Genomic DNA, 16,372 nt, shown 5'->3' on the forward strand with positions numbered 1-16,372 from the left:
AGCAGGAAGGCCGACAGACGATCACGCGCGTTACAGGCTCGCGCGCAGGGTGATGCCGTAGCGACGGTCGTTGATCACGAAATCGCGGTAGCGCGTGGTGTAGCCCAGGTAGCTCTCATTGCGGGTATCGAGCAGGTTCATGCCGTCCAGCGACACCGACCACACGTCGTTGATGTTGAACCGCAGCGAGGCATCCAGCTGGCCGAAGCCCTTGTTGTAGACCGGCAGATTGCCGGTCCCGTTGCCGGCCGTGGTGATCAACCAGTCACTGCGCCAGTTGTAGGCCACACGCGCCTGGAACCGCGGCACTTCGTAGCTGAGGATGACGTTGTAGCTGTTCTTGGACAGCCCCTCCAGCGGCACCACCAGCTGGCTGCCGTTGGTATCGGTGGCGTTCGGGCTGGGCGCCTTGGAATCGACGTAGGTGTAGTTGGTCTGCAGGCCGAAATGGCTCATCCAACCCGGCAGGAAGTCGAAGAACTGGGTGTAGCCCACTTCCACGCCCTTGATCTTGCCGTCATCGCCATTGACCGGGCGGGTGATCTCCCAGTTCTCGCCGGCGTAGACCTCGTTGAACACGGCATTGGCGATGAAGCCGTCCACCTTCTTGTAGAACGCGGTGCCGTACATCATCGAGCCCTGGCCGAAGTACCACTCCAGCGAGGTGTCGAACTGGGTGGCTTCCATCGGCTTGAGGTTGGGGTTGCCCGCCGAACCGGTCCGCCGGGTCACCCCGCCACCGGCATCGGCCGCGCTCAGGCTCAGGTTCGGGTTGAGCTTGTCGAAGCCCGGGCGCGAAATGCCCTTGGACGCGGCGAAGCGCAGCTGCAGCTGATCGGTGAACATCCAACGCAGATTGAGGCTGGGCAGCACGTCGGTATACGACTGCTCCACATTCACCGGCAGCAGGCCGCCACCTTCGATGTCGGTGCCGGTGCGCACGCCGTCGGAGGTGACCTCGGTGCGCACCACGCGCACGCCGACGTTGCCATCGAACGGCACGCCCCAGTCGTCCGCGCCGAAGCGCAGCACGCCATACGCCGCGTAGGTCTTCTCGCGCTGGTTGTTGATGTTGTTCGGCGAGAATTCCAGAGGATCAGCGCCGAACGCCGCCAGGGTCTGCTCGTAGTTCTCCACCGCCGCGTCGGCCGCACTCAGGGTGGGGCCGAAGGTATAGCTCTTGCCACGGAAGAAATCGGTGATCGGGTTCGGCACCAGGCCCACGTTCGGGAAGTCGGCGAACGGCGCGCCGAGCCACATGAAGCGCCACACGTTGCCCTGGTTCTCGGCCTTGCGATCGGTGTAACGCACGCCGGCCTTGAAGCTGCGGGCGAAGCCATCATCGAACGCCAGATCCATGTCCGAACGCCAGGCGAACTCGGTGCCCTTGTTGTCGTCCTTGTTGTCCAGATGGAATTTCCAGCCGACGTAGTTGGCCGGATCGGTCAGATACCCCTGGTTGCCCGCGGCATCGGTCACGGCCAGGTACGGCAGGTCGCCGCTCAGGTCGATCGTATAGAAGGGCGTGGCATTCATGCCGGTGCCCACGATGTAACGCGTGCCCTTGGTGGTGGCATCCACGTACTGGACATCAGTGCTCAAGGTCAGGTTCGGGGTCACCGTCCACTTGGCGCCCAACGAGTAGTCGGTGGTGATCGACTTGCGCTGGGTGAGGCTGGTGTTGGAATCGGCCGGGGTGTTCTGGAACACGCCGCTGACCAGTTCGTTGCGGTCGTTGACCACGATGTCGCGCGCGCCCTGCATGGCATCGCCGCCGCTGTAGGCGAAGAACGAGTAATCCTGCCAGCGGAAATCGTAGTCCGAGCGCAGCACCTGCGCCTGCACTTCGATGTCGTCGCGCGGGCGCCACTGCAGCGCCACCGCACCGGTGCGACGCTTGCGCTCACCCACCGTGGTATTGATGCCGGCGCCGTGCGGCACGAACACCTCAGTGCCTTCAAAGCCGGGCAGATCGGTCTGCGAGTACCACGGCTCCAGCGAAATCGTGTCCTGGCGGAACGGGCTGGTCTGCTGCGAATAGTTCACCAGCAGGCCGATCTCACCGATACCGGTCTGCCAGCGGTCGCTGAACATGCCCGAGAAGGCCGGCTTGCTGTCATCGGCCAGATCGTAATGGTTGTACTGCAGGCTGCCGGCGATCTTGCGGCCGTCATAGTCGAACGGCAGGCGTGTGCGCAGGTCGACCGTGCCGCCCAGGCCACCTTCGATCATTTCCGCCGAGGGATTCTTGTACACGTTGACGCCGCCGAGCAGCTCGGCCGAGACGTCTTCGAAGCTCAGGCCGCGGCCATCATTGGCGGTGAAGATGTCACGGCCATTGAGCTCGGTGCGCACCTGGGTCAGGCCACGGATGGCGATGGTGCTGCCTTCGCCGTAGTTGCGCGTGATCTGGATGCCGGAGATGCGCTGCAGCGCTTCGGCGACGTTGTTGTCGGGCAGTTTGCCGATGTCCTCAGCCACGATCGAATCGACGATCTGCTCGGCATTCTGTTTGATTTGCTGGGCACGGGTCACGCTGCTGCGGGTACCCGTCACCTGGACGGTGTCCAGCTGGGTCGCGGCATTCGTGTCCTGGATATCGCTCTGCTGGGCCATCACCTGCCCGGCGACCAGCATCGAAACGCAGACCGCCAGCGCACGGCGGCGCAACGCGGTGGGGGTACGTGCAGGCACGGATGCGCCTGTCGCCCCACGGCAACAACGTACTGACATGATGTTTCCCTCCCAGGACACATGTGCTGACGGTGGACGACGCCGTTCGGCGCCGCCTGTAACAATCAGGTTGTAAGGTCATGCCCACCACCGGGATTCCGGGGCGGGGTACAACGCGGCCGGTCGTTTCCGGTCGGCTGGCGGGCAGCTTAGGCAGCGGCAGCCATTCCATGCCAATAAAATATTGGGCTGGATGTATTCCTTCGGAGAATACCATTCACGCCGCCTATACCAGCCGTGGCCCGGCCCGCTTCAGCCGCTGCCGCGCAGCCCCGGATACAGCCAGCGCGCGGTCGTTCGAAGGGCCAGCAGCATGCGCTCGGCGGCCGGCGGCAACACGTGGCCGCGCCGGTAGATGATCCCGAACGACTCCATGCGCACGCCCACATCGATGGGCAGCACGGTCAGCAGCTTGGCCTGGATGTAGGGCGCCACCGATTCCACCGGCAACGCGGCCAGCAGATCACTGCCGCGCAGCAGGCTGGTCATCACCGGCAGCGAGCTGGTCTCGATGATGTTCTGCGGAATCGGCAGGCCCTGCTCCAGGAACAGCGCATCCAGCCGCGCGCGCAGCACACTGTCGGCCGGCGGCAGGATCCAGCCATGCCTGGCCAGATCGGCATAGTGCAGATCGTCGCGGCTGGCCAGCGGATGGCCGGCGCGGGCGATCACCGAATGCGGCTCGTCCGCCAGCGCTTCGAAGGTGAGGTCCGCCGCACCCTCGGGCCCCAGGATGCGGCCGATCACCAGATCCAGCTGACCATCCAGCAGCCGCGCCACCAGCGGCCGGCTGTAGTCCATCTCGACCCGGATCAGGATGTCCGGAAACTCCCGCTTCACCTCGGCGATCGCCTGCGGCACCAGGTTGGTACCCGGGTTGACCACGGTACCGATCGAGACCTGCCCCATATGCCCGCTGCGCAGCGCGGCGATTTCTTCGGTCGCCCGGCCGATCTCCGACATCGCCGAGCGCGCGCGCCGGATCAGCACCTGCCCGTACCAGGTCGGCTCCACGCCCCGGGCGTGCCGCTCGAACAGCTTCACCCCGAGCATGTCCTCCATCTCCGCCAGCAGCTTGGAGGCGGCCGGCTGGGTCATGGCGGCGGCTTCGGCGGCGCGCAGCACCGAGCCGTGTTCGTGCAGGTGCAACAACAACATCAAATGCCGGGTCTTGAGCCGGGAGGCATTCGTCCAAGGGCCAGGTGCGGTCGTCATCACACATCCGTTCTGCGTTGATCGCCGCATTGAATCACGGTATTCGCCGGGGGAATAGATATCCCGAAAAATTTCATTTGATAAGAATACCTTCGCACGCAACCCTGACCGTATGGCTGCGCCGCCCCCGGCTGCCAGCCCGCCAGCGCCCCCCGCGCCCGCCGATTTCTGGAGCCTGCTTTGTCCGCATCCGCTTTGTCGTACCGTCTGCCGTTGGCTCCGTCCCTGGACACACTGTTCGATGAGTAAACGACTGCAGGACAAGATCGCGCTGGTCACCGGCGCGGCCAGCGGCATCGGCGCGGCCACCGCCGCGCTGTTCGCCGAGCACGGCGCCCGGGTGATCGGGCTGGATCTGAACCCGGCGCGTGCCCCTGACGCGCGGATCGACCATCGCCTGGCCGACATCACCGATGCCGACGCGATTGGCACCCTCGTGGAATCGGTACGCGCCGAGCATGGCCGCGTGGATGTGCTGGTCAACAACGCCGGCGCCGATGTCTTCGCCGACCCGCTGCAGCTCGAAGACGCGCAGTGGGAACGCTGCCTGGATCTCAACCTCAAGGGCGCGTGGAACGTGTGCCGGGCAGTGCTGCCGGCGATGCTGGCGCAGCAGGCCGGTTCCATCGTCAACATCGCCTCGGTGCATGGCCACCGGATCATCCCGCATGCCTTCCCCTACCCGGTCGCCAAGCATGGCCTGATCGGGCTGAGCAAAGCGCTCGGCATCGAGTACGCCGCGCAGGGCATCCGGGTCAATTCGATTTCGCCCGGGCTGATCCTGGTCCCCCGGATCGAGGCCTGGTTCGCCAACAGCGCCGATCCGGCCGCCACGCGCCACGCGCAGGAGCAGCTGCTGCCCTGCAAGCGCATCGGTGAGCCCAGCGAAGTGGCGCATACCGCGCTGTTCCTGTCCAGCGACGAAGCACGCTTCATCAATGCCACCGACATCCTGATCGACGGTGGCCGTTCCCAGCTTTATCACGAGTGATCATGAGCGCCCCGATCTTCCAACTGCCCCTCGTCGCGATCCTGCGCGGCATCACCCCCGATGACACCCTCGCCCATGTCGGTGCGCTGGTGGAGACCGGCTTCGATGCGATCGAAGTGCCGCTGAATTCGCCGCGCTGGGAAGACAGCATTGCCCGCGCGCAGCAGGCCTTCGGTGCGCACGCCTGGATCGGCGGCGGCACGGTGTTGCGCGAGCAGCAGGTGGATGCGCTGGTGGAGATCGGTGCGCGCTTCATCGTCACCCCCAACACCCGGCCCGCACTGATCCGCCACGCGGTGGATCGCGGTCTGCAGGTAATGGCCGGGTTCGCCACCGCCAGCGAGGCGTTCGACGCGATCGACGCCGGCGCGCAGATGCTCAAGCTGTTCCCCGCCGCCACTTACGGTCCCGGCCACGTGCGCGCCCTGCGCTCGGTGCTGCCGCGCGAGCTGCCGTTGTACGTGGTCGGCGGCGTGACCCCGGATTCCCTCGCCAGCTACCTCGCCGCCGGTGCGGTCGGTGCCGGCATCGGGGGCGATCTCTATCAACCCGCCCAGCCGCTGCAGCGTACCCGCGAGCAGGCCCAGGCGTTCCTCCAGGCCTACCGGACTACGCACGGATGAAGATCACCCGACTGGTTACCTATCACGCCGCACCGCGCTGGCTGTTCCTGAAGATCGAGACCGACGAGGGCATCACCGGCTGGGGCGAGCCGGTCATCGAGGGCCGCGCGCGCACCGTGGACGCGGCCGTGCATGAACTGTCGGAGTATCTGATCGGGCAGGACCCGACCCGGATCAACGACCTGTGGCAGACGATGTATCGCGGCAGCTTCTACCGCGGCGGCGCGATCCTGATGAGTGCCATCGCCGGGATTGACCAGGCACTGTGGGACATCAAGGGCAAAGCGCTCGGCGTGCCGGTGTACCAGTTGCTCGGCGGTCTGGTGCGCGACCGCATGAAGACCTACCGCTGGGTCGGCGGCGACCGCCCGGCCGATCTGGTCGAGCAGGTGCATCGCTACCGCGAACTCGGCTTTGATACGTTCAAGTTCAACGGCACCGAAGAAATGCAGCTGCTGGACAGCCCACGCCGCGTGGATGCCGCCATCGCCAAGGTGGCCGCGCTGCGCGATGCGTTCGGCGACAGCATCGATTTCGGCGTGGATTTCCACGGCCGGGTCGGCGCGCCGATGGCACGTGTGCTGCTCAAGGAGCTGGAGCCCTACCGGCCCTTGTTCGTGGAAGAGCCGGTGCTGCCCGAACAGGCCGAGTACTACCCGCGCCTGGCCGCGGCCACCTCGATTCCGCTGGCGGCCGGTGAGCGCATGTACTCGCGCTTCGAATTCAAGCAGGTACTCGCCAACGGCGGACTGTCGCTGCTGCAGCCGGATCTGTCGCATGCCGGCGGCCTCACCGAGTGCCTGAAGATCGCCGCGATGGCCGAGGCCTACGATGTCGCGCTCGCACCGCACTGCCCGCTCGGCCCGGTCGCGCTCGCCGCCTGCCTGCAGCTGGATTTCGTCTCGCACAACGCGGTGCTGCAGGAACAGAGCATCGGCATCCACTACAACCAGGGCGCCGATCTGCTCGATTACGTGTTGAACAAGGACGACTTCCACTGCGACCATGGCAGCATCGCCGCCCTGCCCAAACCCGGGCTGGGCGTGGAAATCGACGAGGAGCGCCTGCGCCATGCCCATGAGAATCCGCCTGACTGGCGCAACCCTGTCTGGCGCCACGCCGACGGCTCCGTTGCCGAGTGGTGAGCCGCGATGAGCGTTGAACTGGCCCCGGCCACGCTGGTGGTGGACAGCCGCTGCACCCATGGCGAAGGCGTGCTCTGGTGCGAACAGCGGCAGAGCGTGCTGTGGATCGACATCGCCGAACGCCGGCTGTGGGAACACCACCCCGAGCGTGGCACCACGAGGCACTGGAATCTTCCCGATCGGCCCGGCTGCATCGGCCTGTTCGAGGATGGCACGCTGCTGGTGGCGCTGGTGAGTTCACTGCACCGCGCCGATCTGGCCACCGCCACCGACGACACCCTGGCGCTGCAGTGGCTGGCCGACGTGGATCCGCTCAACGCGTACACGCGCAGCAACGATGGCCGCGCCGACCGCGACGGCAACTTCGTGTTCGGCACCATGAACGAGCACCCCGGACGCGCTGCCGATGGCCGCTTCTACCAGTACTCCACCCGCCATGGCCTGCGCGAGCTGCCGCTGCCGGGCATCGTGATTTCCAACGCGATCAGCTTCAGCCTCGATGGCCGCACGATGTACTGGTGCGACTCGGTATCGCCGCGGATCATGGCCTGCGATTACGACCCCGAGCAGGCCCACACCACCAACGTGCGCGAATTCACCGCGCTGGCCAATACCGCCGCCGAACCCGATGGCTCGGCCGTGGATGCCGCTGGACGGGTCTGGAACGCGCAATGGCGTGCACGCCAGGTGAGCTGCTATGCACCCGATGGCACGCTGCTGCAGGTGCAGCCGGTGCCGGTCAAACACCCCACCTGCGTCGCGTTTGGCGGCAGCGATCTGCGCACGCTGTATGTGATCAGCTCACGGCTGGACCACACGCCGGAGGAACTGGTGGCAAGCACGCACGCCGGCAGCCTGTTCAGCGCACGACAGGCGCAGCCGGGCCTGCCCGAGAGCCGGATCCGCGGATGATCGCGGTCGACTGGGGCAGCAGCAGCCTGCGCGGCTATTGGCTGGATGATGCCGGCGCGATCATCGAGCAACGCGCCAGCGGGCGCGGCATCCTGCACTGCGAGGACAACTTCGCCGACGTGCTGGCCGAGCTGATGGATGGCTGGCCGGACCGTACGATCCTGCTCAGCGGCATGATCGGCAGCCGCAACGGTTGGATCGAGCAGGCCTACCTGCCCTGCCCGGCCAGACTCGCCGATCTCGCTGCGGCCCTGCACCTGCATCACGACGAACGGCTACCCGGCCGCGATATCTGGTTCGTGCCGGGCGCGGCCGTCCAAGGTGCTGGCCAAACGCCGGATGTGATGCGCGGCGAAGAGACGCAGTTGGTCGGTCTGGACGCCGGTGCCGGCGTGGCGCAGGTCTGCCTGCCCGGTACCCACAGCAAGTGGGCAAGGCTGCACGATGGAGCGATCACCGGTTTTGCGACCGCCATGACCGGCGAGCTGTTCGCCCTGCTGCGCCAGCACAGCCTGCTTGGCCGCCTGATGGGCGACAGCGACACCTTCGACGGCACCGCCTTCGCGCAGGGCGTGCAGCGCAGCGGGGACGCCGGGGGCCTGCTGCACCATCTGTTCGGCGTGCGTGCGCTGGGCCTGTTTGAACGGTTGCCCGCCCTCGCAGCGCCTTCTTACCTCTCCGGGGTGCTGCTCGGCCATGAAATCCGTGCGCTCGCCGATACCGGCGCCAAGGTCCACCTGGTGGGCAGTGCCGCGCTGACGGCGCGCTATGGCCACGCCCTCCAGCTGCTCGGCATCACCCCGGTGAATGCCCCTGAAAACCTTGCAGCACGGGGCCTGTACCGCCTTGCGCAGCAGCGCGGCCTGCTTGGCTGAGCGCATCGCCCCAGCATTCAGGCACAACCTGTTCTAGAATTACGCGGCTTAACGCCGGATTTCCCCATGCCTTTCGTCGTCACCGAAAACTGCATCAAGTGCAAACACACCGATTGCGTGGAAGTGTGCCCCGTGGATTGCTTCCACGAAGGCCCCAACTTCCTGGTGATCGACCCGGATGAATGCATCGACTGCACCCTGTGCGAACCGGAGTGCCCGGTCAACGCGATCTTCCCCGAAGACGACGTGCCCGCCGGGCAGGAAGCATTCGTCGCCCTGAACGCCGAGCTGGCCCAGGCCTGGCCGGTGCTCACCGTGCGCAAGGACCCGCCCGCCGATGCCGGCGAATGGGACGGCAAACCGGACAAGCTGAAGCTTCTGGAACGCTGAGCCTCCCGGCTCTGGCAGCAACGAAAAAGGGCGCCGAGGGCGCCCTTTTCGTTTCTCTGACCCGTCCCGGTTACGGGGCCAGCTTCGCCTTCAGCTCACCCAGCAGCTTGGTCGGGGCGGCGGCGGTGGCCGGCATGCCACGCGGATCCACGGCCGAGACGTAGGCGCCCGCATCGACGGCAACCACGCGGACCAGGAAGTCGCTGCCTTCGAAGGCCACGTCGTAGGAACCCAGCAGCTGGGCCTTGCTGGCGATCTTCACGCCGTCAACGGTCTCCAGGGCGGTGCCGACCTTGGCGAACACCTCTTCCTTGGTGCCCGGCACGGTGAAGCCAGCGTTGTTGGCGGCGGCCGGATTCGCGGCCGGGGCCGGACGCGCGGCCTGCGAGGCCAGCGTCGAACTGGCAACGGCGGCGGTGGCAGCGGCCTGACCGGCCGGAACGTTCAGATCCGGCGGCACTTCCAGCGGACGCACTTCCGGGGCCAGGGCATAGTCGCCCTTGGCGCCACGCTTGAAGCAACCGGTGGTGCCGACGAGGGTGGCGGTGGCCAGGATCGCGAAGGACAGCACGCGGAAGGCGGAAACGGATTGACGCATGGGAATCTCCTGAGTGACCACTGTGATCAGTGGTTGGATAGTGCTTCCAGCGCACCGATATCGGTGGCCAGGTGTTCGGCAGCGGCGTGATGGGCCGCAGACAAGGGCAGCAGCGGCAGGCGCAGGCCGTCACCAATGCCGATCCGGCGCAGCAGGTCCTTCACCGGAATCGGATTGGACTCCACGCCGCAGAATTCATGGAACGGTTCCAGGCGCGCATCCCACGCCTCGGTCGCCTCGCGCTCCCCGGCCGCCGCAAGGTCGCACATCCGGCGATACGCGCCCGGCAGGGCGTTGGAGCCCACCGAAATCAGGCCATCCACGCCGGACAGGATCGAGCGCGCGGCCGTACCGTCGTCACCGCTGAGGATGGCGAAGTCCGGCGAACGCAGCGCCAGCAGGGCATTGACGCGGCCCACATCGCCGACCGCCTCCTTGATGCCTACGATGTTCGGGTGCCGGGCCAGTTCGGCCACGGTCTCGGGCAGCATGTCGCAGCCGGTGCGGCCGGGCACGTTGTACAGGATGACCGGCAGGCCGCCTTGGTCGGCCACCGCGCGGTAATGTGCGATCAGGCCGGCCTGGGTCGGGCGCACGTACGGCGGGGTCACCACCAGCGCATGGGTCGCGCCGTTGGCGGCCGCACGACGGGTCTGTTCAATGGTTTTGGCCGTCCCGGACAGGCCGGTCCCGGCCAGCACCGGGATGCGCCCGGCGACGGTTTTGACCGCACTGCGCAGCAGCTGATCGTATTCGTCGTCGGACAGGGCCGCGGCTTCACCGGTCGAACCGGCCACCACCACCCCGTGAACACCACCCTCCAGTTGCAGGTGCAGCAGGCGCTGCCAACCGTCGGGATCCAATGCGCCGTTCGCCTGGAAGGGCGTCGCCAGCGCGGTGATGAGACCGGAAAGGGACAAGGACATCGTGCTCGGAAGAAAGGGGGCACCCCGCCTGCGTAAACGCCGGCCAGATGTACGTTGCATGTTACTTGCGGGTCGAAAGCGCGGGCAAGTATGCTGGACTCCGGCGAACGTGCCGTCGTCCGGCCGTTCAGACTCACCTTGCATCACCCGGAACCATCTTGACCGACACCACGCCGCGGCCTGCGCCGACCGAAAACCACCTCCTGATCAACGCCTATACGACGCATCCGGAGTCCCCCCTGCTGCCTGTGACCCGGCGTATCGCCGACAGTGGCTGCAATCTGGTCGATGCCCGCCTGGCCACGGTCGGGCGCGACGTGTCCGTCACCGCCCTGGCCACCGGCTCGTGGGACTCGGTGGCCAAGCTGGAGGCGATGCTGACCCGGCTGGAGCGTGAGGAAGGCCTGAAGCTGGTCTGGTACCGCACCGGTGCCAAGCAGGCGCAGTCCAATCTGCTGCCCTACATCGTGGAAGTGATTGCCGCCGACAAGCCGGGGATCCTGTTCCAGCTGGCCGATTTCTTCGACCGCCAGGGCATCACCATCGAAAACCTGCAGAGCACGCGTTACCGCGCGATGCAGACCGGTGCGGAAATGTTCTCCGCGCAGGTCACGATCGGGGTGCCGGCGAACATGCACATTGCCGCGCTGCGCGATGATTTCCTCGAGTTCTGCGATCACCTGAACCTCGATGCGATCATGGACCCGATGAAGTTCTGATGTTTCGCGCGTTCGTCACGGGCGCGCGGGGTTTCATGCAGTTGTAGTAGATCTACCCCAGGATCCGGAAAGGAACCCATGAACGACGGCGACACCCTGGACAGCACCACCCTCGCGCTTCCGCTGGCCTTGTCCGGCGGCGACACCACCACCCTCGGCGAGCTGGCCGGCCAGTGGCTGGTGCTGTACTTCTACCCCAAGGACAGCACCCCGGGCTGCACCACCGAGGGCATCGATTTCAACGCGCTGCTCCCGCAGTTCACGAAGGCCGGCGCCCGCGTCTTCGGCGTCTCCCGTGATTCGGTCAAATCCCACGACAACTTCTGCGCCAAGCAGGGCTTCGCCTTCCCGCTGATCAGCGATGGCGACGAAGCGCTGTGCACCGCGTTCGACGTGATCAAGCTGAAGAACATGTACGGCAAGCAGGTGCGTGGCATCGAGCGCAGCACCTTCCTCATTTCGCCGGACAGTCGTATCGTGCAGGCGTGGCGCAAGGTCAAAGTGGCCGGCCACGCAGACACCGTCCTTGAAGCCCTGAAGGCCGCGAAAACCCAGTGATCACCCCGGCACCCCCAATGGCCATCACCCTGCCCCGCAGGTCGTGATGGCTTGTCCCTGTTCTGCCACCAGGAATTGACGATGACCCGAGGCAAGCGCATCTACGTACTGGATACCAACGTGCTCATGCACGATCCGACCGCGCTGTTCAAGTTCGAGGAGCATGATGTCTACCTGCCGATGCAGGTGATCGAAGAGCTGGACAACGGCAAGAAGGGCACCACCGAGGCGAGCCGCAATGCGCGCCAGGTCAGCCGTTTCCTCAATGAGCTGGTGCAGGCCTCGGGCCTGGACAACCTGGCCGATGGCATCCCGCTGCAGCGTCCCAACGGGCTGCAGCTGCGTGGCAAGCAGAGCGTAGGCCTGCTGCGTTTCCAGACCAGTCACTTCGATGCGGGCAAGAGCTTCGGCGCGGTGATTCCGGACAACGCCATCCTCGGCGCGATCCTGGCGCTGAAGGAACAGGTGCCCGAGATTCCGGTGGTGTTCGTGTCCAAGGACATCAATCTGCGGATCAAGGCGGCGATTGCCGGCATCGTCTCCGAGGATTACGAGAACGACCGCGCGCTGGACGATTTCAGCCTGCTCTACACCGGCGCCACCGAGCTGCCGGAAGACTTCTGGAAAAAGCACACCGACAGCCTGCGCAGCTGGAGCGACAAGGGCCGCACCAGTTACGAAATCATCGCCAGCGAAGACGAGAACTGGCACCCCAACCAGTACGCCTACCTGCCGGGCGACGATGAAGTCGAACTGCGCGTGGCCAAGGTGGACGGCGACAAGATCACCCTGTCGCTGGTCAACGATTTCCGCCACGGCAGCCACGCGGTGTGGGGCATCAGCGCGCGCAACCGGGAGCAGAACTTCGCGCTCAATGCGTTGATGGACCCGGAGATCGATTTCGTCACCCTGCTCGGCACCGCCGGCACCGGCAAGACGCTGCTCGCGCTGGCCGCCGGCCTGGCCCAGACCATGGACCAGCAGCGCTACCGCGAGATCATCATGACCCGTGCGACGGTCAGCGTTGGCGAGGACATCGGCTTCCTGCCCGGTACCGAAGAAGAAAAGATGACGCCGTGGATGGGCGCGCTGACCGACAACCTGGAAGTGCTCACGCATACCCAGGAAGGCGGCGCGTGGGGGCGTGCAGCCACCAACGACCTGATCGCCAGCCGGATCAAGATCCGCTCGCTGAACTTCATGCGTGGCCGCACCTTCCTGTCGCGTTATCTGATCCTGGATGAAGCGCAGAATCTCACCCCCAAGCAGATGAAGACCCTGATCACCCGTGCCGGCCCGGGCACCAAGATCGTCTGCCTGGGCAACGTCGAACAGATCGATACTCCGTACCTCACCGAGACCACCTCGGGCCTGACCTACGCGGTGGACCGTTTCAAGAACTGGCCGCACAGCGCGCACGTCACGCTGCGCCGTGGCGAGCGTTCGCGCCTGGCCGATTACGCTTCGGAGGTGTTGTGAGCCGTTCCCTGTCCCGTGCCGTCCTGCCGCTGGCGCTTGCTGCGCTGGCGGCAGCCTGCACGCCCGCCAACACGCGGCCGGGCGCCAGCGTCCCGACCGCGATCAAGACCGGCCAGTCCTGGGTGGTGACGCGACCGATCGTCGCCGCCCAGGTGCTCGATACCTGCTCGCGCGACAGTCCCGGCCGCGAGGCCGGACGGGTCACCGGTTACTGGGCGCCCAGCCGCAAGGATGTCGAGCAGCTCGAAGCCGCCTTGCCGACGCTGGAGGCGCAGGTGCCCAAGGCCGCCGATTTCGATCGCCAGTACGTCGGCATCGAGATGAACGCGCGCAAGCTGATCTACCTCAACGCCTTCCATCTGCCTGACGATGCCGACATCGATCCCGCGCGCGATGCGATCCGGGTCTGCGATGGCGGCGCGCAGTTCTGGGGCGCGGTGTTCGATCCGGGCAGCGGCGGTTTTTCGGATGTGCAGTTCAACGGCCCGCCCGCGGGCCGTTGATCGTGCCGTGACCATCACCGCGCACGCCGGATGAGCATCCGGCTGCCCACCTGGGTCTGGATCGGGGCGATCGCCCTGTCCTGCGTCGCCGGGATGGTCAACGTGGTCGGCTTCCTGGGCTTCGAACACCAGGCGGTCAGCCACATGACCGGCACCACCAGCCAGCTCGGGATGGCACTGGCCCAGCGCGACTGGCGCGTGGTCGGGCACCTGTGGGGACTGCTGATCGCGTTCTGCGTGGGCGCTACGCTGAGCGGCGTGATCATCCAGGACAGCGGCCTGCAGCTGGGCCGTCGCTATGGCGTGGTGCTGGCGCTGGAATCGCTGTTGCTGCTGGTCGCGATTCCGCTGTTCAAACAGCAGCAGATCTGGGGCGCACTGGCCGCGGCGATGGCCTGCGGCCTGCAGAACGCAATGGCCACCACCTTCAGTGGCGCAGTGGTGCGCACCACCCACCTCAGCGGCATGTTCACCGACCTGGGGATCGGCCTGGGCCACCTGCTGCGCGGGCTGCCACTGCCGATCCGACGGCTGACCCTGAGCGGCTTGATCGTCAGCGGCTTCCTGGCTGGCGGCGTGATCGGCGCCCTGCTGTTCCTGCGCTTCGGCTACGACGCCCTGCTCGCCCCCGCGCTGCTGACCGGCGGCACCGGGCTGGGCTACGTGCTGTACCGGCAGTGTGCACTGCTGCGGTCGCGCTGACGGCGCGGCAGCACTGCCGCGACAAACATTGCACAATCGGCGTATGACGCCCTCCAGCCCCGTTTCCGCCCTGACCATCGCCGGCTCCGATTCCGGCGGTGGCGCCGGCATCCAGGCCGATCTGAAGGCCTTTGCCGCCCATCGCGTGCATGGCCTGTCCGCGATCGCCGCGCTGACCGCGCAGAACACCCGCGGCGTTACCGCCGTGCACGTGCCGCCGTTGGACTTCCTGCAGGCGCAGATCGATGCCTGCTTCGCCGATTTCGATATCCATGCGGTGAAGCTGGGCATGCTGGCCAACGCCGAGGTGATCGCACTGGTGGCCGACGCGCTGGAAAAGCACCGCCCACCGCACGTGGTGCTGGATCCGGTGATGGTCGCCACCAGCGGCGCCAGGCTGCTCGAAGCCAGCGCACTGGAGGCGATGCGCACGCGCCTGATCCCGCTGGCCACGCTGCTGACGCCCAACACACCCGAAGCAGAGCTGTTGCTCGGCCGCCGCATCCTCACCGCCGAGGATGCCGAAGATGCCGCCGACGCGTTGCTTGAACTGGGCGCCGGCGCGGTACTGCTCAAGGGCGGGCATCTGGACGAAGGCAGCCGCGTGATCGATCGCTACTTCGACGGTGTGACCCGCGAAGAATTCATCCATACCCGCCTGCCGGTGGATGCGCACGGCACCGGCTGCACGCTGGCCTCGGCGATCGCCGCGCAGCTGTGCCAGGGACTGTCATTGCCCAATGCCTGCGAAGCGGCCATCGACTACGTCGCGCGCGGCCTGCAGAGCGGTTATTACCCGGGCCGCAGCGAGGTGCTGGTGATCGACCATTTCGGTGCGGCACGCCCGGCATGATCGACGCCTCGCCTCTGCCTGTGCAGGCCGAAGACGGCCATCGCTTCGAACTGCTGGCGCGCGTGCCCACACAGCCGCGCGCACACCTGCTGTGGTTGCCGGCGCTGGGCGTGGCCGCGCGCCATTACCTGCCGTTCGCCGAGGCGTTCGCTGCGCGTGGCATCGCGGTGTACCTGCACGAGTGGCGTGGCAACGGCAGCAGCAGCCTGCGCCCGTCGCGCACGCAGGACTGGGGCTATCGCGAAATCCTCGCGCAGGACCTGCCAGCGAGCCTGGCAAACGTGCCCGGAGATGCTGACACGCCCTTGATCATCGGCGGCCACAGTCTCGGCGGTCAGCTGGCCTGCTGCTTCGCCGGGCTGCATCCGCGGCGCTTTGCCCGCGTGTGGCTGGTCGCCAGCGGCACGCCCTACTGGCGCACCTTCCCGGCCCCGCGTGGCTGGACCCTGCCGCTGGTGTATCGCTTCCTGCCCTGGTTGGCCCAGCGCCAAGGGGTCCTGCACGGCAGGAAGCTTGGCTTCGGTGGCACCGAGGCGCGCGGGCTGATCCGCGACTGGTCGCGCGTGGGGCTCAACAACCACTACGCGGCCGCTGGCATGGCGACCGATCTGGAGGCCGGGATGCGCGAACTACGCGGCCAGGCGACCGCTGTGGTGATGGACCACGACTGGTTGGCACCGACGGACTCGATGCAGGGCCTGCTGGCCAAGATGCCGGGCATGCGTGCGCAGCTCAGCGTGGTCAGTGCGCAGATGCTGGGTGCGCGTGCCGATCACTTCGCCTGGATGAAAACGCCGGAAGCCGTGGTGGAGCAGCTTCTTCGTTCATTTGAATGAAGACCTTCACAAAAACCGTTGACGAATGCGACGCCGATCCGCATAATTCCGCTCCTGTTGACGCGCCCGTAGCTCAGTTGGATAGAGTACCTGGCTACGAACCAGGCGGTCGGGAGTTCGAATCTCTCCGGGCGCACCATCAACAGGGTATCGATTTCGCCGTCGGTATCAGTAATGAAAATTCGATGTAAATGCGCCCGTAGCTCAGTTGGATAGAGTACCTGGCTACGAACCAGGCGGTCGGGAGTTCGAATCTCTCCGGGCGCACCATTACATCGAACGGCAAGCCTGCTTGCCTTCCCGTCGAACGTGGC

The 16,372-nt window shown here is 66.3% G+C and carries 17 protein-coding genes and 2 tRNA genes; 15 read left to right on the top strand and 4 right to left on the bottom strand.

All coding sequences use genetic code 11. The features are described 5' to 3' along the window. Nucleotides 1-30: 30 nt before the first annotated feature. Together ABE463_RS05510 and ABE463_RS05515 are read right to left on the bottom strand one after the other, a co-directional pair. Entirely contained in the window at nucleotides 31-2,637 is a 2,607-nt protein-coding gene (locus ABE463_RS05510; protein ID WP_259260446.1) for a TonB-dependent receptor, read from the bottom strand. A gap of 348 nt (nucleotides 2,638-2,985) precedes the next feature. Beyond that, the gene (locus tag ABE463_RS05515; protein WP_259260318.1) at nucleotides 2,986-3,948 is read right to left on the bottom strand and encodes a LysR substrate-binding domain-containing protein; all 963 of its coding nucleotides are present in this window, start codon (nucleotides 3,946-3,948) and stop codon (nucleotides 2,986-2,988) included. Nucleotides 3,949-4,189: 241 nt separating this feature from the next. Here ABE463_RS05515 and ABE463_RS05520 point away from each other — a divergent pair, with 241 nt between their 5' ends. The 6 genes from ABE463_RS05520 (at nucleotide 4,190) to fdxA (ending at nucleotide 8,884) form a co-directional block, all read left to right on the top strand. Beyond that, nucleotides 4,190-4,939: an SDR family oxidoreductase gene (locus tag ABE463_RS05520; protein WP_346467499.1), complete on the top strand. Its 750-nt coding sequence runs from the start codon at nucleotides 4,190-4,192 to the stop codon at nucleotides 4,937-4,939. 2 nt (nucleotides 4,940-4,941) lie between these two features. Then, complete coding sequence (locus ABE463_RS05525) at nucleotides 4,942-5,562, top strand: 2-dehydro-3-deoxy-6-phosphogalactonate aldolase (protein WP_123728936.1); 621 nt, start codon at nucleotides 4,942-4,944, stop codon at nucleotides 5,560-5,562. Then, nucleotides 5,559-6,707, top strand: a complete 1,149-nt coding sequence (gene dgoD / locus ABE463_RS05530) for a galactonate dehydratase (protein WP_123728935.1) — start codon at nucleotides 5,559-5,561, stop codon at nucleotides 6,705-6,707. The genes ABE463_RS05525 and dgoD overlap by 4 nt, the downstream gene beginning before the upstream one ends. A 6-nt stretch (nucleotides 6,708-6,713) precedes the next feature. Continuing rightward, on the top strand, nucleotides 6,714-7,619 hold the full coding sequence (locus tag ABE463_RS05535; protein ID WP_346467500.1) for an SMP-30/gluconolactonase/LRE family protein: 906 nt from the start codon (nucleotides 6,714-6,716) through the stop codon (nucleotides 7,617-7,619). Continuing rightward, nucleotides 7,616-8,494, top strand: a complete 879-nt coding sequence (locus ABE463_RS05540; RefSeq protein ID WP_346467501.1) for a 2-dehydro-3-deoxygalactonokinase — start codon at nucleotides 7,616-7,618, stop codon at nucleotides 8,492-8,494. The genes ABE463_RS05535 and ABE463_RS05540 overlap by 4 nt, the downstream gene beginning before the upstream one ends. A 66-nt stretch (nucleotides 8,495-8,560) precedes the next feature. Further along, entirely contained in the window at nucleotides 8,561-8,884 is a 324-nt protein-coding gene (gene fdxA / locus ABE463_RS05545; protein WP_123728932.1) for a ferredoxin FdxA, read from the top strand. Between the two features lie 70 nt (nucleotides 8,885-8,954). Here the strand turns inward: fdxA and ABE463_RS05550 are convergent, their stop codons facing one another. Continuing rightward, entirely contained in the window at nucleotides 8,955-9,482 is a 528-nt protein-coding gene (locus ABE463_RS05550; protein ID WP_123728931.1) for a hypothetical protein, read from the bottom strand. A 26-nt stretch (nucleotides 9,483-9,508) separates the two neighbouring features. Continuing rightward, nucleotides 9,509-10,402 carry a 4-hydroxy-tetrahydrodipicolinate synthase gene (gene dapA / locus ABE463_RS05555; protein ID WP_123729709.1) on the bottom strand — a complete coding sequence of 298 codons (894 nt, stop codon included), beginning with the start codon at nucleotides 10,400-10,402 and terminating at the stop codon, nucleotides 9,509-9,511. 164 nt (nucleotides 10,403-10,566) lie between these two features. Here dapA and ABE463_RS05560 point away from each other — a divergent pair, with 164 nt between their 5' ends. The 9 genes from ABE463_RS05560 to ABE463_RS05600 all read left to right on the top strand — a co-directional run bounded on the left by ABE463_RS05560 (nucleotide 10,567) and on the right by ABE463_RS05600 (nucleotide 16,328). After that, entirely contained in the window at nucleotides 10,567-11,127 is a 561-nt protein-coding gene (locus ABE463_RS05560) for a glycine cleavage system protein R (protein WP_019183297.1), read from the top strand. A gap of 78 nt (nucleotides 11,128-11,205) precedes the next feature. Continuing rightward, nucleotides 11,206-11,685 carry a peroxiredoxin gene (locus tag ABE463_RS05565; RefSeq protein ID WP_152151540.1) on the top strand — a complete coding sequence of 160 codons (480 nt, stop codon included), beginning with the start codon at nucleotides 11,206-11,208 and terminating at the stop codon, nucleotides 11,683-11,685. Between the two features lie 81 nt (nucleotides 11,686-11,766). Next, the gene (locus tag ABE463_RS05570; protein WP_123728929.1) at nucleotides 11,767-13,164 is read left to right on the top strand and encodes a PhoH family protein; all 1,398 of its coding nucleotides are present in this window, start codon (nucleotides 11,767-11,769) and stop codon (nucleotides 13,162-13,164) included. Between the two features lie 23 nt (nucleotides 13,165-13,187). After that, a complete protein-coding gene (locus tag ABE463_RS05575; protein ID WP_346467601.1) occupies nucleotides 13,188-13,667 on the top strand; it encodes a hypothetical protein in 480 nt (159 codons plus the stop codon). Nucleotides 13,668-13,697: 30 nt separating this feature from the next. Next, a complete protein-coding gene (locus tag ABE463_RS05580; RefSeq protein WP_346467502.1) occupies nucleotides 13,698-14,369 on the top strand; it encodes a YoaK family protein in 672 nt (223 codons plus the stop codon). 43 nt (nucleotides 14,370-14,412) lie between these two features. Beyond that, nucleotides 14,413-15,222: a bifunctional hydroxymethylpyrimidine kinase/phosphomethylpyrimidine kinase gene (gene thiD / locus ABE463_RS05585; RefSeq protein WP_259260308.1), complete on the top strand. Its 810-nt coding sequence runs from the start codon at nucleotides 14,413-14,415 to the stop codon at nucleotides 15,220-15,222. Then, nucleotides 15,219-16,058 carry an alpha/beta fold hydrolase gene (locus ABE463_RS05590; protein WP_346467503.1) on the top strand — a complete coding sequence of 280 codons (840 nt, stop codon included), beginning with the start codon at nucleotides 15,219-15,221 and terminating at the stop codon, nucleotides 16,056-16,058. The genes thiD and ABE463_RS05590 overlap by 4 nt, the downstream gene beginning before the upstream one ends. A gap of 62 nt (nucleotides 16,059-16,120) precedes the next feature. Beyond that, nucleotides 16,121-16,197, top strand: a tRNA-Arg gene (locus ABE463_RS05595). A 54-nt stretch (nucleotides 16,198-16,251) separates the two neighbouring features. Then, nucleotides 16,252-16,328, top strand: a tRNA-Arg gene (locus tag ABE463_RS05600). Nucleotides 16,329-16,372 lie beyond the last annotated feature (44 nt).

Origin of the sequence: Stenotrophomonas sp. TWI819, from assembly GCF_039673075.1 — a bacterium.
In the GTDB taxonomy this organism is placed as follows: domain Bacteria; phylum Pseudomonadota; class Gammaproteobacteria; order Xanthomonadales; family Xanthomonadaceae; genus Stenotrophomonas; species Stenotrophomonas rhizophila_B.